The 23,938-nt window shown below is 52.3% G+C and carries 24 protein-coding genes; 15 read left to right on the top strand and 9 right to left on the bottom strand.

Translation table 11 applies throughout. The features are described 5' to 3' along the window. Positions 1-37 precede the first annotated feature (37 nt). From O3S68_RS24200 to O3S68_RS08835, 3 genes are read left to right on the top strand one after another with little or no spacing between them, the layout of a single operon-like run. Complete coding sequence (locus O3S68_RS24200; RefSeq protein ID WP_331275943.1) at positions 38-334, top strand: hypothetical protein; 297 nt, start codon at positions 38-40, stop codon at positions 332-334. An 11-nt stretch (positions 335-345) separates the two neighbouring features. Beyond that, on the top strand, positions 346-1,272 hold the full coding sequence (locus O3S68_RS08840; protein WP_160270815.1) for an ACP S-malonyltransferase: 927 nt from the start codon (positions 346-348) through the stop codon (positions 1,270-1,272). Positions 1,273-1,288: 16 nt separating this feature from the next. Then, the gene (locus tag O3S68_RS08835; RefSeq protein WP_269231312.1) at positions 1,289-2,290 is read left to right on the top strand and encodes a hypothetical protein; all 1,002 of its coding nucleotides are present in this window, start codon (positions 1,289-1,291) and stop codon (positions 2,288-2,290) included. A 64-nt stretch (positions 2,291-2,354) separates the two neighbouring features. Here the strand turns inward: O3S68_RS08835 and O3S68_RS08830 are convergent, their stop codons facing one another. Continuing rightward, the gene (locus O3S68_RS08830; protein WP_045506820.1) at positions 2,355-2,948 is read right to left on the bottom strand and encodes a helix-turn-helix transcriptional regulator; all 594 of its coding nucleotides are present in this window, start codon (positions 2,946-2,948) and stop codon (positions 2,355-2,357) included. A 390-nt stretch (positions 2,949-3,338) separates the two neighbouring features. Here O3S68_RS08830 and O3S68_RS08825 point away from each other — a divergent pair, with 390 nt between their 5' ends. Further along, positions 3,339-4,721: a diguanylate cyclase gene (locus O3S68_RS08825; protein WP_020457302.1), complete on the top strand. Its 1,383-nt coding sequence runs from the start codon at positions 3,339-3,341 to the stop codon at positions 4,719-4,721. Between the two features lie 30 nt (positions 4,722-4,751). Here the strand turns inward: O3S68_RS08825 and O3S68_RS08820 are convergent, their stop codons facing one another. Further along, positions 4,752-4,964, bottom strand: a complete 213-nt coding sequence (locus tag O3S68_RS08820) for a hypothetical protein (RefSeq protein ID WP_152641194.1) — start codon at positions 4,962-4,964, stop codon at positions 4,752-4,754. An 8-nt stretch (positions 4,965-4,972) separates the two neighbouring features. Here O3S68_RS08820 and O3S68_RS08815 point away from each other — a divergent pair, with 8 nt between their 5' ends. After that, entirely contained in the window at positions 4,973-5,707 is a 735-nt protein-coding gene (locus tag O3S68_RS08815) for a YnfC family lipoprotein (protein WP_269231311.1), read from the top strand. 56 nt (positions 5,708-5,763) lie between these two features. On the opposite strand, the gene O3S68_RS08810 is transcribed toward O3S68_RS08815, so the two are convergent. Then, positions 5,764-6,546, bottom strand: coding sequence for an SDR family NAD(P)-dependent oxidoreductase (locus O3S68_RS08810; protein WP_269231310.1), 783 nt, complete (start codon positions 6,544-6,546; stop codon positions 5,764-5,766). A gap of 133 nt (positions 6,547-6,679) precedes the next feature. Further along, positions 6,680-7,126, bottom strand: coding sequence for a winged helix-turn-helix transcriptional regulator (locus tag O3S68_RS08805; RefSeq protein WP_020457305.1), 447 nt, complete (start codon positions 7,124-7,126; stop codon positions 6,680-6,682). 152 nt (positions 7,127-7,278) lie between these two features. Between O3S68_RS08805 and agp the strand changes: the two genes are divergently transcribed. Then, positions 7,279-8,517: a bifunctional glucose-1-phosphatase/inositol phosphatase gene (agp, locus tag O3S68_RS08800; protein ID WP_269231309.1), complete on the top strand. Its 1,239-nt coding sequence runs from the start codon at positions 7,279-7,281 to the stop codon at positions 8,515-8,517. 42 nt (positions 8,518-8,559) lie between these two features. Here the strand turns inward: agp and O3S68_RS08795 are convergent, their stop codons facing one another. Further along, on the bottom strand, positions 8,560-8,787 hold the full coding sequence (locus O3S68_RS08795) for a YccJ family protein (protein WP_017456265.1): 228 nt from the start codon (positions 8,785-8,787) through the stop codon (positions 8,560-8,562). Between the two features lie 20 nt (positions 8,788-8,807). Continuing rightward, positions 8,808-9,404, bottom strand: a complete 597-nt coding sequence (wrbA, locus tag O3S68_RS08790; RefSeq protein ID WP_020457307.1) for an NAD(P)H:quinone oxidoreductase — start codon at positions 9,402-9,404, stop codon at positions 8,808-8,810. 393 nt (positions 9,405-9,797) lie between these two features. On the opposite strand from wrbA, the gene O3S68_RS08785 reads away from it, so the two are divergent. The 3 genes from O3S68_RS08785 (at position 9,798) to rutR (ending at position 11,688) form a co-directional block, all read left to right on the top strand. Then, the gene (locus tag O3S68_RS08785) at positions 9,798-9,974 is read left to right on the top strand and encodes a general stress protein (protein ID WP_020457308.1); all 177 of its coding nucleotides are present in this window, start codon (positions 9,798-9,800) and stop codon (positions 9,972-9,974) included. Between the two features lie 131 nt (positions 9,975-10,105). Further along, the gene (locus tag O3S68_RS08780) at positions 10,106-11,026 is read left to right on the top strand and encodes a DMT family transporter (protein ID WP_269231308.1); all 921 of its coding nucleotides are present in this window, start codon (positions 10,106-10,108) and stop codon (positions 11,024-11,026) included. A 23-nt stretch (positions 11,027-11,049) separates the two neighbouring features. Beyond that, entirely contained in the window at positions 11,050-11,688 is a 639-nt protein-coding gene (rutR, locus tag O3S68_RS08775) for an HTH-type transcriptional regulator RutR (protein WP_269231307.1), read from the top strand. Here the strand turns inward: rutR and O3S68_RS08770 are convergent. Both O3S68_RS08770 and O3S68_RS08765 read right to left on the bottom strand, forming a co-directional pair. Next, positions 11,685-12,080, bottom strand: coding sequence for a lysozyme inhibitor LprI family protein (locus tag O3S68_RS08770; protein WP_045506835.1), 396 nt, complete (start codon positions 12,078-12,080; stop codon positions 11,685-11,687). The genes rutR and O3S68_RS08770 overlap by 4 nt on opposite strands. A gap of 63 nt (positions 12,081-12,143) precedes the next feature. Then, entirely contained in the window at positions 12,144-12,695 is a 552-nt protein-coding gene (locus O3S68_RS08765; RefSeq protein ID WP_269231306.1) for a nucleotidyltransferase family protein, read from the bottom strand. Between the two features lie 421 nt (positions 12,696-13,116). Between O3S68_RS08765 and O3S68_RS08760 the strand changes: the two genes are divergently transcribed. The 6 genes from O3S68_RS08760 to O3S68_RS08735 all read left to right on the top strand — a co-directional run bounded on the left by O3S68_RS08760 (position 13,117) and on the right by O3S68_RS08735 (position 19,897). Further along, positions 13,117-14,100 (top strand): autoinducer 2 ABC transporter substrate-binding protein, encoded by a 984-nt coding sequence (locus O3S68_RS08760; protein WP_017456273.1) that lies wholly within the window; start codon positions 13,117-13,119, stop codon positions 14,098-14,100. A gap of 107 nt (positions 14,101-14,207) precedes the next feature. Then, a complete protein-coding gene (locus tag O3S68_RS08755) occupies positions 14,208-15,707 on the top strand; it encodes a sugar ABC transporter ATP-binding protein (protein ID WP_269231305.1) in 1,500 nt (499 codons plus the stop codon). Beyond that, the gene (locus tag O3S68_RS08750; RefSeq protein WP_097407818.1) at positions 15,700-16,689 is read left to right on the top strand and encodes an ABC transporter permease; all 990 of its coding nucleotides are present in this window, start codon (positions 15,700-15,702) and stop codon (positions 16,687-16,689) included. Before O3S68_RS08755 ends, O3S68_RS08750 begins: the two co-directional genes overlap by 8 nt. A gap of 1 nt (position 16,690) precedes the next feature. Beyond that, entirely contained in the window at positions 16,691-17,644 is a 954-nt protein-coding gene (locus O3S68_RS08745) for an ABC transporter permease (RefSeq protein WP_020457315.1), read from the top strand. A gap of 16 nt (positions 17,645-17,660) precedes the next feature. Next, positions 17,661-19,298, top strand: coding sequence for an FGGY-family carbohydrate kinase (locus O3S68_RS08740; protein WP_269231304.1), 1,638 nt, complete (start codon positions 17,661-17,663; stop codon positions 19,296-19,298). After that, a complete protein-coding gene (locus O3S68_RS08735; protein WP_269231303.1) occupies positions 19,295-19,897 on the top strand; it encodes a KpsF/GutQ family sugar-phosphate isomerase in 603 nt (200 codons plus the stop codon). The genes O3S68_RS08740 and O3S68_RS08735 overlap by 4 nt, the downstream gene beginning before the upstream one ends. A gap of 50 nt (positions 19,898-19,947) precedes the next feature. Here O3S68_RS08735 and putA read toward each other — a convergent pair whose 3' ends face one another. Beyond that, entirely contained in the window at positions 19,948-23,904 is a 3,957-nt protein-coding gene (putA, locus tag O3S68_RS08730) for a trifunctional transcriptional regulator/proline dehydrogenase/L-glutamate gamma-semialdehyde dehydrogenase (RefSeq protein WP_269231302.1), read from the bottom strand. Positions 23,905-23,938 lie beyond the last annotated feature (34 nt).

Genomic DNA, 23,938 nt, shown 5'->3' with positions numbered 1-23,938 from the left:
TGTATTAGATCAGGTGTTTGACGCGTATAAATACCTTATGGGGGCAGAAATTAGTAATGTTGCAAATAAAGGAAACCTCCAGGGAAAACACTACATTAATGCGTATGCAAGTTTAGCTTTCAAAGGTGGCTCTAGCCTGCAACCTTATATTATTACCAATATGATGGATTACAGTTCGTTAGTAGGTGTGCACTACTCAACACCGCTTAATTATTTTGACGGAAAAGTGGAAGGTTATGCTGGTATGTTTTCAGCATTTGGCTCAAGAGATGCTGAATTCTCCCACTTTGGTAGAACGATTGGTTTGTATCTGGGGTTTGAATATCATTTATAAGGATATTATCTATGGATTTAAATAAGACTTCACAGCCTGTTGTTTTTCTTTTTGCTGGCCAGGGTAATCCTGTTATCGGTATGGGGGCAGATTTATGGAATATAAATCAAACAACATGTGCTATCTGGGATTGCGCCAGTGATATTTCGGGTATGGATATTAGGCGATTATGTCTAAAAGGACCAATGAATCGCTTGATCCAGACTACGGTACAACAAATTGCTGTAACCGCGATGAATATAACGCTCTACACCCTTTGTAAAGACAAACTTGGGGACATGCGCGTTACAGGTTCATGCGGGCATAGTGTCGGAGAATATAGCGCTCTTTATGCTGCCGGAGCAGTAACACTGGAAAATTTGTTCCGCCTGATCCATCTTCGTTCGCAGGTGATGGATGAGGTTAGTAAAAAATACAAAGGCTATATGTTGGCGGTAAAAGGCATAGATAATACCGCTCTCAGTCAAATGATTAATGAATCTGAGCTACCAATCGATATCAGTTGTGATAATAGCCACCGGCAGCAAGTGGTTGGCGGAACGATAGCTGCTCTTAATGAGTTCTCACGTCAGCTCCGTGCTGCAGGCCATGAGCCTGTGAAGCTTGGCGTAAGCGGTGCCTGGCACACGCGTTTGATGGCTGAAGGCGTACCCTTAATGCGCAAATATTTGTCTGATGCTGAAATTTGCCCACCCCAGCACGATGTCGTCATGAATGTGACGGGGAGGGCAGAAACTGAACCAGTAAAGATCAAAGAAAACCTCTCCTTGCATTTGACACATACTGTTAAATGGGCTGATTCCATGTCGCTTTTTTTAGGAAATAAAAAACCGACCTTATTTATCGAAATTAGCAATAAAGCTTATCTTGGGAAAGTATTAATGGATTTTGTAAACTTTAAACCTGAGATGACATTGCATTGCAGGGGATTATTTTAAATATAATGGTGCTATTGTGATTCCAGACTATCTCAAATTTATACGCATTCAGGACAAAAAAATACTGCCGTTTCTCTTCATTGTCGTTTTTATTATGATTGGTTTTTATTGGAAGAATAATGGCTATAAGTTTAATCAAAATGACACTTATTATCTCAGTGGTATAATAGGTATTTTATTCTTTAACTCAATTTATGAACTTAAAGCTTTTTGGGCATACAAATGCGTTACAAAAGCAATTGACTTCTCTTTTTTTTCTGGGAGTAAACTTAGCAAAACAGAAGCATCGTTTTCTCACCCATTTATTGCCAGTATTTTATTTACTGTCGTTTTTTGGTTAATCATATGGAGCAGTTTTTTAGTTCATCCAGCAATGTATGTACTGATTCCTTTGCTGGCAATTTCACCGATTTTTATTTACGGTGTGTTTCGGAACTTAAGGACCAGTTATATTAAGCAGGTAGCAACAGCAGCGGTTGAAAAGGTGAAGTATAAACACCTTTATCGCTATATTTTTGCCTATCTTTTACTTGGTGTCGCTTTAAATTTGCTGACGATTTCGCCTTTGAAACATGAGGCGGATTTTTCGCAGCGGGTAGGCGTTTTCTCTGCCGGGGTAGTGATCGCAATGTTTATTGCGTGTTGTATTGTTTTGACGATGAATCTGCTTTTTACACGATTGTCGAAACGTTATATCTTTCTCGGTAGGTTGTTTTTAAAAGAAATTGATTTTTACTTTTCAGTTTCATTGCCATGGCCTGCATTCTATGACAAACCTTTTTGGTTGAGAATTCTTCTGTTACTGCTCATAGAGTTTGTATGGATCATTTTCGTTAGTATGCTGCTGGCATGGTCCGGATGGCAACTCTGGTTTGAGATCTATTTTCTGATCTGTTTTTTACCTTGCATTGGCTTTAACTATTTGCACGTTTACGCGCTTTGGCATCGGGATTTTCTGATGGCGTGTGACATGTACTTCCGCTGGGGGACGATCGACAAACAGACTCATCTCTGGTGAGAGAAATAAACCGCCTGTAGCATCTATATCACTACAGGCGGTGATAATCTTTTGCTTGTATGTTTTAAAAGCTGTAATCCAGTTCTCTTATACTGGTAGGTGAGGTGAAAAAAGTTGATGATTCTTCAAGTAGTTTATCCCTTATCAGAAGTAGGTCACTTATTTTTTTTCCTCCCAATTTTTTGCACGCCTTGTTGCGGTAAGCGTAAACTCTTTTTGGCGGTATATTGAGTGTTTTAGCTATCAGGTGGATGTTTTTGCCTTTTAGTGATTCTTTGAGAATAATATTCTCGATATCACTGAGGTCACTCTCTTTGATCGAAAGTTCTTTTTTCTTCTTTGCCACAGCTCTAATAGCTCGACTTATTTCAAGAAGCGAGTCCCTGGATTTGATGACCAGATCAGCATCATTAATCACAATATCTCTCGCTGCACCTAAAATAACCAGTAATTTACAGACTTTATTAAGCGGTGAGATTGCTTTCGCATAGGTGCTGTTCTTTACATCCAGATGAAGGATTACGACGTCATCAGGTGTTAGTTGGTTAGTAAGAGAGGAATCTAACTCATGTGCAACTATGTCCCATCCCTTCGACTTGGCTAATGAAATAATTCCATTCTGGAAATAAACATCGTCACTGATCGTATAAATCTTCATGTGTTTGCTCGATATCGTGTTGAATAATTCGGGAGATAATTCCTGGATTATAGGTAGTCAGGAGTGGAACCTGTAATTAAATAATCTTAAATAAGACCTTGTAATAAGATAAGGTTAGTTACAGGGTGGATTGTAATTGCTTATTTGCAGTCTATACTTCTTGGGTGCATTACTTGATTTTGTTGTTTTAAATGATTGAGATGTTAGTGATGCATTTCAGGTAATGTTTATTTTTTTATCTTGTCGATCGTTTTTTTCTTGGCATATTATTTCGTTTTTTAAAAAAGACTGGAGAACATTCAACGTTTGTTGTGAGTTTCCGGCTTGCAATATTCAGCACACTGATGAGGGCAAGCAGAGAGCGCGTTAACTATCGTAAGGGTTTAAGTAATGGAAAATTATCTTAAATTGATTAAAAGCGAGTGGACTCATCTCATTGATAAAACAGATGAACGTATTCGTTTTTTAGTTGCAGAAGTTGGCAAAACGCATGCGCATATTCTGAGCCAAGAATTCTACCGTATCGTTCTGATTGACCCTCATGCGGAGGAGTTCCTTTCCAATGATCAAGTAGAAAGACGCCTTAAAAGTGCACTGGAGACGTGGATTATCGATGTGTTGACTTGCCAGGTTGATGATATCGATAAGGTTATCGCCGTTCAGCAACACGTTGCTTCCATTCATGCGCGCATTGGTATTTCGGTTGAAATCGTCGAAATGGGCTTCCGGGTTCTTAAAAAAATACTCTTTCCGGTGATCAATTCGTCAACTCACAGCCCAGCAGAGAAACTTGAAGTTTACCATTACGCCATTAACAGTATTGATCTTGCCATGGAAGTGATGTCACGAGCTTTTACCTTTACTGAACACAATTCTGCGAAAGAAGATGAGAATTATCGTATTTTCACTTTGCTTGAGAACGCAGAAGAAGAGAAGGAACGTCAGACTGCTGCGTTGCTAAGCTGGGAAATTGATCTTATCTACAAAATCATTTTGGATGCTGATTTGGGTAATAGCCTGACTTTCAGTCAGTCAGACTTTGGCCTGTGGTTTAACCATAAAGGCCGCCACTATTTTAGCGGTATTGCCGAAGTGGGACATATCTCACGCCTCATTCAGGACCTGGATGAAGTATTCCGCAATACGCGCAATACACCCAGAGCATTAAGTAACCGAACACTGCGCATAAAATTTTTAATTCAAATAAGAAACACCGTTTCGCAGATTATTACCATGTTACGTGAATTGTTTGAGGAAGTTTCCCGGCATGAAGTCGGAATGGATGTGCTGACTAAACTTCTTAATCGACGCTTCTTGCCGACGATATTTAAACGTGAAATTGCACATGCCAAGCGCATGAATACACCGTTGTCTGTATTAATTATTGACGTTGATAAATTTAAACAGATTAACGATACATGGGGGCATCATACTGGCGATGAGATTTTACGCAAAGTCTCCAGCGCTTTTTATGACAATGTGCGCAGTAGTGATTATGTTTTTCGTTACGGTGGCGATGAGTTTGTCATTATTTTAACCGAGGCGACGGAGTTTGATACTTTGCGTATTGCTGAGCGCATCCGTAGCCGTGTTGAAAAGATCACGGTTGTTTCGCCTTCTGGGGATAATATTGCATTGTCTCTTTCTATCGGGGCGGCAATGTATAGTGGTCACCCTGATTACGAACGATTAATTCAGGTCGCTGATGAGGCGCTCTATATTGCAAAAAATAAGGGTCGCAATCGCGTCGAATTATGGAAAGAGCCTGGTTGAATTGTCCGGATGAATTGGCGGTATATTATTTTACGCGTTTAGCGCTTCTTTTCGTTTTTTACGAAAAGGTGACGAGGTGTAATTAATCTGTGCTGCCGTACCTGGAGCAGGAATGTTTTTGACGATCATCAACATGCGCGGACATATTAACCGCTTTTTAGCCACTCTGGCTTTTTTGCCTTCAGATTTTCCTCTTTCTGGTCTTGCTGAATCATCCGCATTTGTTACTCTTTTCACTTTCATGTCAAAGGATGGCAGAAGTGAAAATTTGCTCTTATTTGTTGGCCCTCTCGCTTGGGCTCACCACCACGGTTGCCTGCGCGCAGCAAACCTATATTCCGGTACTGTTAAATTTGTCGACACTGCTCGATTTCAACCCGATCAAAGGACATGTCAAAACCATCGATTCCACTGGAACCGATGATAAAGGCAACGAGGTTTATACGCTCCATGTGGCGTTATCTGCCGAGGGCTGCGTACAGGCGTTACGTCGCGATGGTAAGTCCGATAACAGCCATATGAATTTGGCCCATGAAGGAAAAGCGTTAAAAGGGACATTTAATGGCAAACCTGTCGCTTTTGGGCTGGATGAAAAATGTAATTTAATGAGTCGTGATGATAGTGAGGGGCATCTTGATTATAAAACCAATGCGCAAGGCCTGCTGGGCGAGACAATGCTGCGGACACTAAAAATTGCCGATCATTTCTACGACACTGATGGCAATATCAAAAAGGTGCAATATTACTCTGGCGATCTCGTCGCCTCCTCAACCAGCATTCACTACCCTGATAGCGTCAATAAACCGCTTGATTATACGATGGTCAATGAATCTGCGCTTGATGCCCGGTTTAATTTCACTGCGGTAAGTGAATGCCAGTACGACGAAAGGCTAGTTCCGGTTCTTTGTCACTTCAATGTCACCCCGGAAAAGTCCGGGGATGCTGAGACGCATATGACGATCGCCACCCGCGCGAGTTTTTACTGAGTAATAAAGTGGAGCCAGCCAGTGGCTCCACTTTATTTACAAACGACCGGTAAATGTTAATCGCGCGCGTAGCGTGAGGCAGGTTTACCATTGCGCGAAGCGCTAAACAGCGCCAGCCGCGCTGCTTCCCAGTTATCCCACAGTTGTAAATCCTCGACTGGCGGAATCGTGACCAGTTCTCCCTGGTCAAGACCTTCCAGTGCCGCATCGACCAAATCTTCGCTGGTCATTACCGAGCCTTCGGGTAGCGCATCAAGTGTAATACCGGAATGCCCCCAAATTTCGGTCGCGGTCGCGGCTGGCAGTACGGCCTGAATGCGAAGATTACTTCCGGCAAACTCCTCCTGCAAACCACGGGTGAAATTAAGCACCCAGGCTTTCGTCGCACTGTAGACCGCGCTGCCTGCACGAGCATGGAAAGCAACAACTGAAGCAATATTAATAATGGTTCCTTGGTTGTTTTCCACAAAACGCGGCAACGCTGCCAGTGTCAGACGCATTAGCGCCGTGGTATTCAGCGTGTTGATGGCTTCATGTTGATCGGCACCGCTGCTGAGGATAGGGGCAAGATTGGCTGCACCGGCATTGTTCACCAGCAGACTTATCGTCGTATCGTCACGTAAAACCGTTTCAACCTGCTCGATCCCCTCAGCCTTGCTGAGATCGGCAACCAGTGTGCTGATTTTTACGCCATGGCGATGCTGCAAATCGTCGGCAAGTGCTTGTAAGCGATCGCCGCGACGCGCAACCAGCAGCAAGTCGTAACCACGAGCCGCAAAACGGTCGGCATAGATGGCGCCAATCCCTGAAGAGGCGCCAGTAATCAGTGCAGTTGTCATTTTCTCTTACCTCGTTGTTAAATGGTTTTATCATAAAACTAAATTGAGCTTCCGATATCTGGTTTTATAATGCAACCAAATGAGGCGGCAAAAAGTGCGATTTGATAGTTGTTTGAGGTAACAGACTGAATTGTCAGAGTTTGGCAGTTCGCAGCCGCACGTCCTCTGGCTGCAACTCACGGCCATCCTCGGCGCGCAGAGCCAGTTTTTGTAATGGCCGATGCGTTTGGCTATCGACCAGCACGCTGGCGGGCTCATCCTGCCCGAACAACCACTCCTGTCCCCATTGGGAAAGAGCGACAAGCACCGTTTGCAGGGAACGGCCTTTTTCCGTCAACACATACTCCTGCCAGGCGCTGCCGTCAGAGGCTGGTTGCGTGCGCAAAATCCCTTCATCCACCAGCAGTTTAAGACGTGCAGTCAGCATGTTTTTGGCAATACCCAGGTTTTTCTGGAATTCGCCAAACCGCGTCACGCCTGCGAGTGCATCACGCACAATGAGTAACGACCACCAGTCGCCAATAATATTCAGTGAACGAGCAACAGGGCAGAAAGTTTCTTCAAAGCGGGTACGTTTCATCGCGGTTCTCCGGTTAGCGGTTTAATTATAAAACCACATCGCGCGGCTTCACACCGCTTTTTGCGCCAGTGCACACTCCGCAGATCTTATGCGCGTGAGTTGTCATGAATGTGTCACAATCTAATTTCGGGTAGAAAAATAAGGAAAGCATAATGAAAACGGTTTTTTGGCTTAGCGCACTTGCCGCCACCATGGCACTCCCCGCCGCGATGGCGCAAACGGCACCACAGGGTTATCAGTTACAACAAGTGTTGATCATGAGTCGTCATAACTTACGTGCACCGCTGGCGAATAATGGCAGCGTGCTGGAGCAATCAACACCCAACAAATGGCCCGAGTGGGATGTGCCCGGCGGGGAGCTGACCACCAAAGGCGGCGTGCTGGAAGTGTATATGGGGCACTATATGCGCGAATGGCTCGCGGAGCAGAAGCTCATTGCGACGGGGGAGTGTCCGTCACCAGAAAGTATTTACGCCTGGGCTAACAGTCTGCAACGCACTGTCGCGACGGCGCAGTTCTTTATCAATGGCGCGTTTCCTGGCTGTGATGTCCCGGTACATCACCAGGAAAAGATGGGCACCATGGATCCGACCTTTAATCCGGTGATCACGGACGAGTCTGCCGCGTTTGGCCAGCAGGCGGTAAAAGCGATGGAAACTCAGCGCCAGCACTATGCGCTGGCAGAGAGCTATAAACTGCTGGAAAAAATCACCCGCTATCAGCAGTCACCGGCCTGTAAAGAGAAACAACAATGCTCACTGGTAGATAGCACCGATACCTTCAGCGCGAAATATCAGCAGGAGCCGGGTGTTTCCGGGCCACTGAAAGTGGGGAACTCGCTGGTGGATGCGTTCACCTTGCAGTACTACGAAGGGTTCCCAATGGACCAGGTGGCGTGGGGCGAAATCAAAACTGATCAGCAATGGAATATTTTGTCGAAGCTGAAAAATAGCTACCAGGATACCTTGTTCACCTCGCCGGAAGTGGCGCGTAACGTGGCAAAACCGCTGGTGAAATACATCGACAAAACGCTGGTGGAAGAGGCTGGCCGTGCGCCAAAACTGACCCTGCTGGTGGGGCATGACTCCAACATCGCCTCGTTGCTCACGGCGCTCGATTTCAAACCTTATCAACTGCATGACCAGAACGAACGCACGCCGATTGGTGGGAAGATCGTTTTCCAGCGCTGGCATGACACGGCGGGTAATCGCGATCTGATGAAGATTGAATATGTTTATCAGAGCCGCGATCAGCTGCGCAAAGCCGAAGCATTAACCCTTAAATCCCCGGCACAGCGTGTCACGCTGGCCTTAAACGGCTGCCCGGTAGATAAAGATGGGTTCTGTCCGATTGATAAGTTCAACGCGGTAATGCGCGACGCGGCGAAATAAGCGAAACGAAGTGCTCCCCCGCGATAGCGGGGGAGCCGGATGCTACACATTTTGCCGTTCTATGGTTTGTTCGCCCCAGAAAAGAGAATCTTTATCGGTTTTTTCAAAGGCGCGCAGCAACACTTCATCGCTGCCTTCCTCCCAGATTTTCTCTGCCAGCTTTTCGTCATAATCGGCGAGTTCGAAGATCGCCTCGGCAATTTCCGGCGACGTATTACGTAAACTGGCCCATTCACCAACGCGATGGGCTTTTGCTTCTTGAGTTGGCATCTCTCTCCTCCTGTGGAAGGTTAACCGTTGAGTTTTACTGCCAGGCCCGCAACGTATTCGCCCTGATAACGGGCAATGGCCAGCTCTTCATCACTGGGCTGTCGGGAACCGTCGGCACCGGCAATGGTTGTTGCGCCATAAGGTGTGCCTCCGCGAACCTGCGTAATATCGAACAACTCCTGGGCAGCGTAGCCAATCGGCACAATCACCATCCCATGATGTGCAAGGGTAGTCCAGGTTGACGAGATTGTATGTTCCTGGCCGCCGCCGGTGCCGGTAGAGCTGAAGACGCTCGCCAGCTTGCCGTACAACGCGCCCGAGGCCCACAACCCACCAGTCTGATCAAGGAACGTTCGCATCTGTCCGGACATATTGCCGAAGCGCGTCGGAGTACCAAAAATGATGGCGTCGTAGTCAGCCAACTCTTGCGGCGTGGCGACTGGCGCGTTTTGCGTCTTACCGCCTGATTTCAAAAATAATTCTGCCGGCATGGTTTCCGGTACGCGTTTGATGACCACATCCGCGCCATTCACTTTTTGCGCACCTTCGGCAACGGCATGCGCCATCGTTTCAATATGTCCATACATTGAATAATAAAGCACCAATACTTTGGCCATTTGCCTCACTCCTTATTCGATGATTTACGGCAGCAGATCGCTGCGTTCTTTTTAAGCGTATGACGTGATAGCCAGAGTGCAAATGAGAGCGCCATTTCTTTGATAAATAACAATTTAAAAAATAAAACTCTGGCACTTACAATTTGTCACATATAAACGCGACAGATTTTTGGCGAGTTAAGAGGAAGTTATCGGTTTCGCTTAGGGAAGGAGGGCTATTGGCAGCGCAAGCTGTTGCAGAATATTACCATTCACTGGCTGAATACTTTCCTTCCACTAAGCTTAGTTCCACACGGCGCAGATAAAGGCTCTGCCTTTGCACCGTGCGGTGAAAGAATCCTCTTTTACTGAACGCAGTATGATGTCTGATATTTCACTCATCTGGAGGTAAGCATGGCAAACCATCGTGGTGGATCAGGTAACTTTGCTGAAGACCGTGAAAGAGCATCAGCAGCAGGCCGTAAAGGTGGCCAGCAGAGCGGGGGGAATTTCAAAAACGATCCCCAGCGCGCCTCAGAAGCCGGTAAAAAAGGGGGCAAAAATAGCCATGGTAGCCGCAACAGCAGCTAACAATGGCGGCTGACAGCTCTGACCGGTTGTCAACCACGCCCGCCGCCGGGGAGACCCGGCGGTTTTTTTATTCTTGCACCGTCTGCGAAGCCAACGCACACTAGCGTTTTCCCCCTGTTGCCGGTTGTGATATGTCTCTCTCCCGTTACGCCTTCTCCGTAAAGCCTCAGGAAGCGCTGCTGATCCTTATCACCATGTTCTGGGGTGGTACGTTTCTCGCCGTGCAATACGCCGTAACGATGAGCGGGCCGTTTTTCTTCGTTGGCCTGCGCTTTGCCACTGCCGCGCTGGCGGTGGGTATGCTCTCTGTCAATATTCTGCGTGGTTTAACCTGGCTTGAAGTGAAGGCGGGAGTCGTCATCGGCGTTGCTATCGCGTTGGGTTACAGTCTGCAAACCTGGGGGCTTCAGTCTATTTCCAGCAGCAAATCCGCCTTTATTACCGCCATGTATGTGCCTCTGGTGCCGCTATTACAGTGGCTGTGCCTGGGGCGGTTGCCGGGATTCATGTCCTGTGTTGGCATTGCGCTGGCGTTTACCGGCTTGCTGTTGCTCGCCGGGCCGGAGGGGAACATGCTGGCGCTCGGTGAGGGGGAAATAATTACTCTTGCCAGCGCGCTGGCGATTGCCGCCGAAATTATTCTGATCAGTGCCTGGGCCGGAAAAGTCGATGTTCGCCGGGTGACCGTGGTGCAGTTGCTCACCGCATCGCTGGTGTCTTTTACCGCCATGGTGCCTGCCGGAGAAACCATACCGCCACTGACAACAACTTTGTTACTGGTCGCGCTGGGATTGGGTATTTTTAGCGCCATTATCCAGGTGGTAATGAACTGGGCGCAGCGCAGCGTGTCGCCAACCCGCGCCACGGTTATTTATACTGGCGAGCCAGTGTGGGCCGGAATTTTTGGTCGCATTGCTGGCGAGCGGTTACCGCTGTTAGCACTTTTGGGCGGCGCGTTGATTGTGCTTGGCGTGCTGGTGAGTGAGCTGAAGCTGAAAAAGAAAAAAACATCTACTTCCGCCGCCGCAACTGAGGCAGAGCAGGAGTCGTGATAGTGAAGGAGAAGGAGTGAGTGATGGCACAGGATGCAGCGAGTGGCGCGAGCAAACGCAAGCGCGCGGTGAGTGAAAAGCGGCAGGCGATTTTAACCGCAGCACTGGAGCTCTTTTCCCGGCTTGGTTTTCATGGCGCGCGCCTCGAACAGGTAGCGGAGCTGGCGGGCGTATCGAAGACCAATTTGCTTTATTACTACCCGTCGAAAGAGGCGCTTTATATCGCCGTGTTGCGCCAGATCCTCGATATCTGGTTAGCGCCGCTGAAAGCGTTTCGCGAGGATTTCGCACCGCTGGCGGCCATTCGCGAATACATCCGTTTAAAGATGGAAGTTTCGCGCGACCATCCCCAGGCATCAAAACTGTTTTGCCAGGAGATGCTCCAGGGCGCGCCGCTGCTGAAAGCGGAACTGACCGGCAGTTTGAAAACCTTAATTGACGATAAATCGGCGATTATTGCGGGCTGGGTAGCCAGCGGCAAACTCGCCGCTGTCGACCCGCATCATCTTATCTTTATGATTTGGGCCTCAACGCAGCATTACGCCGATTTCGCAACCCAGGTGGAAGCGGTCACCGGCTCGACCCTGCAGGATGAGGCTTTCTTTCAGCGCGCGGTGGAAAACGTTCAGCATATGATCATCGAAGGCATCCGCGTGCGTTAATGGCCCGGCGGTAATGGGCAGCTCAGATCACCTTCGCCACATTGCAGCAGCGATGCCAGCCAGGCTTCACGTTCGTTGGTTTTATCTGTCAGGCACTGGTTTTGCACCATCGGCTGGGCACTGCCGCCCTCCACGCCAGAACTGACAAACGCGCAGTCGCTGTCGCGCAGGGTTATCCAGCTCTGCTGCGCTTTTTTCAGCATCGCCGCTTGCGGCGGCGTCGCGCGTTTAAGCGCGGCCTGGAAGGTTTGATTAAGTTTCTTATCCGCGGCCTGGTATTGACCAGCGGTACAGCTGTTGAGCTGAGATTGTGTGGAGGCGTTATCGCACTCATCGGCCAGAACCGGGCTGCTGAGTAACAGCGCCGCCAGCGCCAGCATACGCGTTTTCATCACTTCCCCTTATTTCGCAAGGCGTTGAACCAGCGCTTTTATTAACATAGCCCTTCGCGAAAGTCACCCGCACAGCTGGAGTTTTGGATAGCGTGTCAGCCAGCGTTTTTCATCAACCCGCTGGTCGAAAAGGTGCCGCTTCTCGTGCTGAAAACGGGGTGTCGGTTGCAGACGCAAGCAGAATAAATCCGCCAGCCCAAAAGGGGCGATAATCGCGAGGCGATCCTCTTTGTCTAAACGTACCGCGACGGCTGTCGCCGTTTCCGGCCAGTGCCAAAGGGCTTCGTCAAGCGAGGCGTACTGCGCATCGCCATTACGCGTGTGCATACGCGCCTGATTTTTGACCGACCAGGCAACATCACCCGAGCGCAGACGCAACTGTGCCTCCAGCCCGGCATCACGTTCAGCGCGCGTGTCCGCAGGCTCATGCCAGATAACATCCACATCTGCGGTATGCGGTCGCGGCGTAAAACCGTGCAATTGATCCCAAACCGCATCGCGTATAAATCCGGCACCAGTCCAGCACCCTTCGTGCGTTGCCTGCACCATTGCCAGTACCGCCATTCGCTGTGAATCGGCACGAAGCAGTGCTTCCAGTTCAGCCGCATAGCGCATCGTGACACTCCGTTATTCATTAAGCCGCAGGGAATACAAGGTTATCGCCACTGCTGGCGGGTGAGTATCGTTTACGCTGAAAATGTTGCTATTGGCGTTGTTGCCTTGCTCGTTTCAGTTCTCAATTTTAAAAACTTCTGGCGGCTGAGATGCGGTTTTGCCATGTAAAAACATCTGCCACAAAGCTGGAAATGAAAATGTATTGTTAATGATATGTTTATTTATAGGTTGAATTTAACACTGTTTGCGCTGCTATTGGAGAATCTTCGTGCGTATTTAACTTATAATTAACAATAATGGATCGTCAATTTAACTTATTTGGGCGTATATCACATTTTTAAAATTAGCAGTGTTTTGCCTCTTCCCTTCGTTGCTAACCTCCCTTCCGCGACTTTCCTCTGTCCTCAAGAAAGGTACAACTATGAAATTCAAACTCGCATTACTCAGCGCAGCCCTCATTTCTGCCAGCATGGTTTCCGGCCAGGCGTTTGCGGCACAAAAATATGAGATCGCGGTGGTTGCCAAAGTTACCGGTATTCCATGGTTTAACCGCATGGAAACCGGGGTCAACGAAGCGGCGAAAAAACTGGACGTCAATGCGTACCAGACCGGGCCATCAACGCCGGATCCGGCGCAGCAAGTGAAAGTGATTGAAGATCTGATCGCCAAAAACGTCAACGCCATCATCGTGGTGCCGAACGATGCGAAGGTGCTGGAGCCGGTGCTGAAAAAGGCCCGTGACAAAGGCATTGTGGTACTGACGCATGAATCGCCGGATCAGCAAATTGGTCAGTGGGATATCGAAACCATCGACAGCGAAAAATATGCGCAGGCCAACGTCGATGAACTGGCAAAAGATATGGGCGGTAAAGGCGGTTACGCCATTTATGTCGGCTCGCTGACGGTGCCGCTGCACAATGCCTGGGCTGACTACGCGATCAAATATCAAAAAGAGAAATACCCGGATATGTTCGAAGTGACCTCGCGTTTGCCGGTTGCCGAAAGCATCGACAAATCCTATGCCACCACCCTCGATTTAATGAAAACCTACCCGCAAATGAAAGGGGTGATTGGCTTTGGTTCGCTGGGGCCGATTGGCGCCGGGCAAGCCGTACAGAAGAAACGTGCAAAAGACAAACTGGCAGTAGTGGGCATCGCGATGCCGGGCCAGGCCGCACCGTATCTGATGCGTGGCGACATCAAAAAAGCGCTGCTGTGGGATCCGCGTGACGCCGGTTTCGCGCTGGTGACTGTCGCCGATCAGTTGCTGCAAGGAAAAGAAGTGACGCCCGATCTGACTATCGATGGGTTGGGCAAAGCCGATGTTGATATGAATAAGAAAGTGATCCGTTTTAATAAGATCCTCGAAGTGACCAAAGATAACGCACAATCACTCGGTTTCTGAGCCTTTCAGGCCACACCAGGGAACCGGAATGCCGGCCGTCAGGCCGGCCTCTTCCGCCGCAGATTTTAACCTCGCGCCCATCCCGGGCGCTGGCAGAGGTATTGTCGATGACCGACACCACCGCATTTATCACTCTTGAGAATATCAGCAAGCGATTCCCGGGCGTGCTGGCGCTGGATAATGTGAATTTAACGCTGGAGAAAGGCGAAGTTCACTGTCTGGCGGGGCAAAACGGCTGCGGAAAGAGCACTATCATCAAAGTTATCTCCGGTGTTTATCACCCGGAAAAGGGCGCTAACATCGCGCTCGACGGCAAGCTTTTCCACCAGCTCACGCCGCAGCTTTCAGCGCACTACGGGATTCAGGTTATCTACCAGGATCTGTCGCTGTTTCCTAATTTTAGCGTGGCGGAAAATATCGCCATTCACCGCTACCTCCCCGGAGGCGATATCTGGGTGCGTCGTTGCGCGATGCGAACCCAGGCGCTGGCGGCGATGGCGCGCATTGGCGTGCGCCTCGATCCGGATAAAAAAGTAGAAAAACTCTCTATTGCCGACCGCCAGTTGGTGGCGATTTGCCGCGCGATTGCCGCCGATGCCCGGCTGGTAATTATGGATGAACCCACCGCGTCGCTTACCCGCCAGGAAGTGAATGGCTTGCTGCGCGTGGTCAATGAACTGAAAGCCGCCGGTATTTGCGTGGTGTTTGTCAGCCACCGTCTGGATGAAGTGATGGAAGTGGCCGATCGTATCAGCGTGATGCGCGACGGCAAATTGATTGGTACCTGGCCGGCAAGCGAACTGGATAGCCACGAGCTGGCGTATCTGATGACCGGCCAGCGTTTTCACTATAGCCCGCTGCCGGAAAAACCACCGGTGGATCAATTGCCCATGCTGGAGCTGCGCCATCTCAGCCGCAAAGGTAAATATCGTGATATCAATCTGGCGCTGCGCAGCGGCGAAATTGTGTCGATTGTTGGCCTTTTAGGCGCCGGGCGTACCGAACTGTGCATGAGTCTGTTTGGTATGACCAAACCGGAAGATGGCGAGATCCGCATCAATGGCACGCCGGTGAAACTGCGTAACAACCATGACGCGATTCGTCACGGCATTGGTTATGTGTCAGAAGACCGGCTGACGCAGGGGTTGATCATGGAACAGTCGATTTATGACAACACCATCGTCACGGTGTTCGACAAGCTGCACACACGCAGCGGGTTGCTTGATCACGCGAAAGCCGGGCAACTGGTGGCCGATCTGATCCGCGAGCTGAATATCAAAGTCTCCGATGCACAGTTGCCGGTGAAAACGCTCTCCGGCGGCAACGCGCAGCGTATCGCCATCGCTAAATGGGTTGCCACGCAGCCGCGCATTCTGATCCTGGATTCGCCCACGGTTGGCGTAGACATCGCCAACAAAGAGGGCATTTACCAGATTGCCCGCCAGCTGGCGGAGCAGGGGATGGCGGTGCTGATGATTTGTGACGAAATCCCGGAGGCTTACTACAACAGCCATCGCGTGCTGGTGATGCGTCAGGGAGAACTGGTGGCCGAATTTAATCCGCACCATTGCACAGAGCAGGAAATTGCCGGGGTGGTCAATGCGTAACACGTCCTTTTCCCGCCTTGTCGGGCAACATGAATTCTGGCTGGGGCTGTTGGTGATCGCGCTGGCGATATTTCTCAGCGTGCGTACCGATGAGTTTCTCTCCCTCGGCAACCTGACAGATGTCGCCACCAGCTACGCCATCCTCGGGATTCTGGCCTGCGGACTGTTTGTGGTGCTGATTTCCGGCGGCATCGACATTTCGTTTCCGGCGATGACCGCCATTGCCCAATACGCCATGGCCAGTTGGGTGATTGCCCACGGTGGTAATTTCGCGCTGGCGTTAGGGCTGTCGATGGCGGTCGGGCTGCTGCTGGGCCTGGTCAACGGCTTCCTGGTTTACTGGCTGCGCGTGCCTGCCATCATCATTACCATTGCCACGCTGAATGTTTACTACGGCCTGCTGGTGTATGCCACCAAAGGGACGTGGCTGTACGGTTTTCCGGACTGGTTTATGAACGGCATCAACTGGTTCTCGTTCACCGCCGCCGATGGATATGACTATGGACTGACGCTGCCGCTGCTGTGTCTGGGCGCGACCATCATTCTGACTGCCGTGTTAATGAACTACACCCGGCTGGGCCGCCAGATTTATGCCATGGGCGGCAACCGTGATGCCGCGTCACGCCTTGGGTTGAACCTGCTGAAGCTGCACTTCTACGTCTACGGTTTTATGGGCATTCTCGCAGGCGTCGCGGCCGTAGTGCAGGCGCAAATTACCCAGTCTGTTGCGCCCAACTCGCTGCTGGGGTTTGAGCTGACGGTACTGGCGGCGGTGGTGCTTGGCGGTACCAGCATGTCCGGTGGGCGCGGTACGCTGACCGGTACGCTACTGGGCGTTGTGCTGCTGGCCTTTCTGCAGAATGGCTTAACGCTGCTGGGCGTCTCCTCTTACTGGCACACGGTGTTTAGCGGCGCGATTATTCTGGTGAGCATTAGCGCCACCGCGTGGAACGAAAAACGCAAACTTGCGAGGGAGTTATAAGATGAAATCCATCGTCCGAATTCTGCCCGGTGATGCCATCATCCGCTTGCAATGCGTGATTATCATCGTCGTGGCGCTGGTTTTCTCTGCGCTGCTCGGCAGCCGTTTTTTCAGCATCGCTAACTTCCAGTCGATTGGCTCGCAGTTGCCGATTCTGGGCATGCTGGCGCTGGGCATGGGCATCACCATGCTGACCGGCGGCATTAATCTGTCGATCATTGCCAGTGCGAACGCCTGTTCGCTGGTGATGGCGGCGGTGATTGTCAGCCACCCGGATAACCCGCTGTTCCTGGCGCTGGCGTTACTCGCCGGTCTGCTGGTGGCAGTGGCGATTGGCGCGCTGAACGGTGCGCTGGTGGCGTGGATTGGCGTTTCGCCAATTCTGGCAACCCTTGGCACCATGACGCTGATTTCCGGGCTGAATATTCTGTTCTCAAATGGCACGGTCATCTCCGGTTTTCCGGCGGCTATTCAGTTCCTTGGCAACGCCACACTGCTTGGCATCCCGGTTGCGTTGTTGCTGTTTATTTTCGTTGCGTTGCTGCTGTGGGTGTTACTCGAACACACGACGCTCGGGCGCAGCCTTTATCTGGTTGGTTCAAACGAGCAGGCCACCCGCTACAGCGGTGTGAATACCGTTCGCGTACAGATTTCGGTCTATATCATCTCCGCACTGTTGGGCTGGGCGGCCGCCATTTTGATGATGGCAAAGTTCAATTCGGCGAAAGCGGGCTACGGTGAGTCTTATCTTCTGGTGACCATTCTGGCGTCGGTGCTGGGCGGCATTAACCCGGACGGCGGTTTTGGCCGCGTGCTGGGGCTGGTGCTGGCGCTGGTGGTACTGCAGATGCTGGAGAGTGGCTTTAATTTGTTGGGTATCAGCAGTTATCTGACGATGGCGCTCTGGGGCGCGGTGCTGATCCTCTTTATCGCATTACAAAATCGAAAAGCCTGAGAGCGGGAGAAAAAGAATGGCGAGCTACTTTATTGGTGTGGATGTTGGCACCGGCAGCGCACGTGCAGGCGTCTTTGATTTGACCGGCAGAATGGTCAGCCAGGCGAGCAGGGCGATTGAAATTTACCGCCCGCAGGCCGACTTTGTGGAGCAATCTTCCGACAATATCTGGCAGGCGGTGTGCAACGCGGTACGCGATGCGGTGAACCAGGCGGACATTAATCCGATTCAGGTTAAAGGCCTCGGTTTTGACGCGACCTGTTCGCTGGTGGTGCTCGACAAAGAGGGCAACCCGCTGACCATTAGTCCTTCCGGGCGCAGTGAGCAGAACATTATCGTGTGGATGGATCACCGTGCTATCTCACAGGCGAACCGTATCAACGCCACGCACCACCGGGTGCTGGATTACGTGGGCGGGATCATCTCGCCGGAGATGCAAACGCCGAAACTGCTGTGGCTAAAACAGCACATGCCGAACACCTGGGCCAATGCCGGGTATTACTTCGACCTGCCGGATTTTCTCACCTGGCGGGCGACCGGCGATGATACCCGTTCACTTTGCTCCACGGTGTGCAAGTGGACATATATGGGCCATGAGGATAAGTGGGACACCAGTTATTTCCGCCAGATTGGCCTTGAGGATTTGCTGGAGCATGACGCGGAGAAAATTGGCCGCTACGTGAAAACCATGGGTGAGCCGCTGGGGCGCGGACTGACGCAGCGCGCAGCAACCGAAATGGGGTTGATGCCCGGCACGGCGGTCAGCGTGTCGATTATCGATGCCCACGCAGGCACGCTGGGAACGCTCGGCGCCAGTGGGCCTTCGGGGGAAATGGCGGATTTCGATCGGCGTATCGCGCTGATTGGCGGTACCTCTACCGGCCATATGGCGATCTCACCGCAGGCACGCTTTATCGGCGGCGTGTGGGGGCCTTACTTCTCGGCAGTGCTGCCGGGTTACTGGCTGAATGAGGGCGGGCAGTCGGCGACCGGGGCATTAATTGACCATATTATCCAGTCCCATCCGTGCTACGAAACGCTGCTCGCCCAGGCAAAAGCGCAAGGGCAAACCATCTATGAAGTGCTGAATGCGCTGCTGCGCAAGATGGCGGGCGAGCCGGAAAACATCGCGTTTTTAACGCGTGATATTCACATTCTGCCGTACTTCCACGGTAACCGTTCGCCGCGTGCGAACCCGACATTAACCGGGGTGATCAGCGGGTTGAAACTGTCGCGTACACCGGAGGATATGGCGCTGCATTATCTGGCGACCATCCAGGCGATTGCCCTCGGGACGCGGCATATTATTGAAACAATGAATCAGAGCGGCTACAGCATCGACACGGTAATGGCGAGCGGCGGTGGCACCAAAAACCCGATCTTTGTTCAGGAGCATGCAAATGCCACCGGTTGCGCGATGTTGCTGCCGGAAGAGAGCGAAGCGATGCTGCTCGGCGGGGCAATGATGGGCACCGTGGCGGCGGGCGTGTTTGACACTTTCCCGGAAGCGATGTCGGCGATGAGCCGCATTGGCAAGACGGTGACGCCGCAGACTAATCGCATCAAGCAGTATTACGATCGCAAATACACCGTCTTCCATGCGATGTACCAGGATCACATGAAATACCGCCAACTGATGCAGGAGGAGGCATGAGCGATAGCTGGCGTCAGGCCTGCGGCGCCTGGCAAATCTATAGCGAAGAGATGGCGGCGTTAAGCCACCATCTTAACGACGCGCTGTGGAATAAGTTAATGGCAGAGCTGCGTGGCTGTCGTGGCAAAATCGCGGTCACCGGCGTAGGAACATCCGGCATTGCGGCACGCAAGATTGCCCATATGCTGGCGTGCGTCGAACGCCCGGCTATCTATCTGAATGCCACGGATGCCGCGCACGGTGATTTGGGGTTTCTCGATCGCCATGATCTGGTGATTATGCTGTCGCGCGGCGGGAATTCCGACGAATTAACGCGGCTGTTGCCAGGGCTTGCGCAAAAGGGTGTGCCGCTGATTAGCGTGACGGAAAACCCGGATTCCGCTATCGCCCAGGCCGCGCGGCTGGTGATTTCCACCGGCGTGCAGCGCGAAATTGATCCGCTTAATATGCTGGCGACCACTTCCATCGTGCTGACGCTGGCGATTTTCGATGCCGCCTGCGCCTGCCTGATGAGCGAAAGTGGTTATTCAAAAGAGACGTTACTGTCGGTACATCCCGGCGGGGATGTTGGATTGACGCTCAGAAAAAAAGCGCCGTAAGGCGCTTTTTTGTTGTTATTACCAGACTGTTTTTCAGGGAGAGGACAGCTTCAGCCAATCGTCATCAGGCTGGCGTTGCCACCGGCAGCGGCAGTGTTGACGCTCAACGAGCGTTCCACCCACAGACGTTCGAGCGTGATGTTGGTTTCACCGCGTGCAAAGCCCTGAACCGACACAATCGCGCCATTTCGTGCGGCGACGTTTTCGCACAGCGCCACCAGTTGGTCGGAGTCACCATGGAAAATCACCGCATCAAACGTCTGCGCCATTAACGCATCGGCTTTGGCAAACTGGATACGTTTGCTGACGCTTTCCGGCAACTGTTTTGCCATATCGCGGTGCAGCGTATCGTCCGGCCACAGCAGTTGACTGCCGCAGGCGATGACCGCCGCCAGTTGCACCAGCGCGTCCTGCTCGTTATCCGCCACGCAGAGCACCCGCTCGCGCGGTACCAGCGTCCAGCTGTTGCGTTCACCCGTCGGGCCTTGCAGCAGGCGTTGTGTTCCGGTTTGCGCCAGCTCGCCATAATGCGCGCAGAGCTGTTGCAGCGCTGGACGATCTTTTGCCCATGCGCGTAATGCTTCCAGCGGCTGCAAGAGTGATGCTTTCAGCTGCGCATCCAGCGGATGCTGCGCGTCGTGACGGGCCAGCGTTTTCTGCACCGCGTTTTCCGGTCGGCTGCCTAACAGGCGGTAAAGATAGAGCGGCCCGCCAGCTTTCGGCCCGGTGCCGGACAACCCTTCACCGCCAAATGGCTGCACACCTACCACAGCGCCCACCATATTGCGGTTCACATACAGGTTACCGACATGGGCATTGCCGGTGACCTGGGCGATGGTTTCATCGATACGGGTATGAACGCCGAGCGTCAGACCATAGCCGGAGGCGTTAATCTGCGCGATTAACTGATCCAACTGGTTACGGTGATAACGGACAACGTGCAGCACCGGGCCGAAGACCTCTTTTTTCAGCTCGTCAAAGCTCTCCAGTTCAATCAGCGTTGGCGCGACAAAGGTGCCGGTGCGCCATTCACGCGCATCTTCACTGTTTTCACGCACAGCCTGGTACACCTTGCGCCCTTTGGCCTGCATGGCCTGAATATGTTTCTCGATATTCGCTTTCGCGTCGGCATCGATCACCGGGCCGATATCGGTGGTCAGTCGGCCTGGGTTACCCATGCGACACTCCGCCATCGCGCCGCGCAGCATGGTCAGCGTGTGATCGGCAATGTCATCCTGTAAGCAGAGCACGCGCAGGGCTGAACAGCGCTGGCCTGCGCTATCAAACGCGGAGGCCAGCACATCGATAACCACCTGTTCGGTAAGCGCGGAGGAGTCGACAATCATCGCGTTCATCCCGCCGGTTTCAGCGATAAGAGGCGTCGGGCGACCCTGGGCATCGAGACGCGTGGCGATACTGCGTTGCAGCAGCGTCGCCACGTCGGTGGAGCCGGTAAACATCACGCCACGCACGCGCGGATCGGCGGTCAGCTGCGCGCCTACGGTTTCGCCACGCCCTGGCAATAACTGTAAAACCCCCGCCGGAACACCGGCTTCCAGCAGAATAGCCACGCCCTGAGCGGCAATCAGCGGAGTCTGTTCGGCAGGTTTTGCCAGCACGCTGTTGCCCGCCGCTAACGCTGCGGCAATCTGGCCGGTGAAAATCGCCAGCGGGAAGTTCCACGGGCTGATACAGACTACCGGCCCCAGCGGACGGTGCGTTTCATTATCGAAATCCGCACTGACCTGGCCTGCGTAGTAGCGCAGGAAATCGACCGCTTCGCGCACTTCGGCAATGGCGTTGCTGAAGGTTTTACCCGCTTCACGCACCAGAATGCCAATCAACGACTGCATTTGGTCTTCCATCAGCACCGCGGCACGCTGAAGAATGGCGGCGCGCTCCTGCGGCGGTGTGGCAAACCAGATTGGCGCGTGATTAACGGCGTTTTCCAGCGCCTGATTAACCTGCGCTTCGCTGGCTTCCACCACATAACCAACGGTGTCTTTCGGTTCGGCAGGGTTAACGACCGCGACGGGTTCGCCGTCCATGACCACCTGTTCCAGCGTCGGGCGGGCGTACCATTTCTGCGCCGCGCTGGCGAGCAGCGAGGAGGAGAGCGAGGCCAGACGGTGTTCGTTCGCCAGATCGAGGCCAGCGGCATTGATTCGTCCTTCGCCATACAGTGCGCGGGGCAGGGCGATTTTCGGGTGCGGTAAACCGACCTGGCCTTCCTGGGCGGCGATCTTTTCCACTTCGCTCACCGGATCGGCAACCAGCGCGTCCAGCGGCAGCGTGTTGTCGGCGATGCGGTTGACGAACGAGGTATTCGCGCCGTTTTCCAGCAGGCGGCGCACCAGATACGCCAGCAGTGTTTCGTGGGTGCCCACCGGCGCATAAATGCGGCACGGGCGGTTCAGTTTGCCATCGGCCACTTTCCCTACGACTTGCTCATACAACGGTTCGCCCATGCCGTGCAGGCACTGGAATTCGTACTGGCCCGGATAGTAGTTTTGCCCGGCAAGCTGGTAAATAGCTGCCAGCGTATGGGCATTGTGAGTAGCGAACTGCGGATAGATCAGGTTCGGCACCGCGAGTAATTTTTTCGCGCAGGCGAGGTATGAAACATCGGTGTATACCTTGCGGGTATAAACCGGGTAGCCTTCCAGCCCTTCCATTTGCGCGCGCTTGATTTCGCTGTCCCAGTAAGCGCCTTTTACCAGACGGATCATCAGACGACGACGGCTACGTGTCGCCAGATCCACAAGATAATCAATCACAAACGGGCAGCGCTTCTGGTAGGCCTGAATAACAAAACCGATGCCGTTCCAGCCTGCCAGTTCCGGCTCGAAACAGAGTTTTTCCAGCAGATCGAGGGAAATCTCCAGACGATCGGCCTCTTCGGCGTCAATATTAATGCCGATGTCATACTGGCGTGCCAGCAAGGTGAGGGATTTCAGGCGCGGATAGAGTTCATCCATCACGCGGTCGTATTGCGCACGGCTGTAGCGCGGGTGCAGGGCAGATAACTTAATGGAAATCCCTGGCCCTTCATAAATGCCGCGCCCGTTGGAGGCTTTGCCAATGGCGTGGATCGCCTGCTGGTACGACACCATATACGCCTGCGCATCGGCTGCGGTGAGTGCCGCTTCGCCGAGCATGTCGTAGGAGTAACGGAAACCTTTCTCTTCCAGCTTGCGCGCGTTGGCCAGCGCTTCGGCGATCGTTTCGCCGGTGACGAACTGTTCGCCCATCAGGCGCATTGCCATATCCACGCCTTTGCGGATCAGCGGCTCACCGCTTTTGCCAATAATACGATTCAGCGAATGCGAGAGATTGGCTTCGTTGTGCGTGGAGACCAGACGGCCAGTAAACAGCAGCCCCCAGGTGGCGGCATTGACGAACAGCGACGGGCTGCGCCCAATGTGTGACTGCCAGTTACCGTTGCTGATTTTGTCGCGGATCAGCGCATCGCGGGTGGCTTTGTCGGGAATACGCAGTAACGCTTCGGCCAGACACATGAGCGCCACGCCTTCCTGCGAGGAGAGGGAAAACTCCTGTAACAGGCTTTGCACCATGCCAGCGCGGCCGGAGGCGGTTTTCTGGTTACGCAGTTTTTCCGCTAACTGATAAGCCAGCTTATGGGCATTTTCCGCCACCGGTTGCGGCAGGCGGGCTTGTTCCAGCAACATCGGCACCGCATCGGTTTCCGCCCAGCGCCATGCGCCGGTGATCGCGGCGCGGGAAACTGACTGCGGCAGGATCTGCTCGGCAAAATCGAGAAACGGCTGGTGGCTGTCATCAACCACAACGGCACTTTCGTCTTCCTGCGCGGTGGCGGATGCGGTCGCCAGTTCCGGCAGGCCTTCGTTGTTTTCCAGCTTTTCCAGAAAATTGAAGATGGCTTGTTTAATCAGCCAGTGCGGTGTGCGGTCGATGGTCGCCGCGGCGGCTTTGATCCTTTCGCGTGTTGCGTCATCAAGCTTGACCCCCATGGTGGTGGTGCCCATGCTTTGCTCCTGTTTTTTACGTGGTTTTGCGGTT

Origin of the sequence: Kosakonia sp. SOY2 (genome assembly GCF_027109175.1) — a bacterium.
Lineage (GTDB): Bacteria > Pseudomonadota > Gammaproteobacteria > Enterobacterales > Enterobacteriaceae > Kosakonia.
Note: the sequence above shows the minus strand (reverse complement) of the source record. Positions and strands in the feature narration are given on the sequence as shown.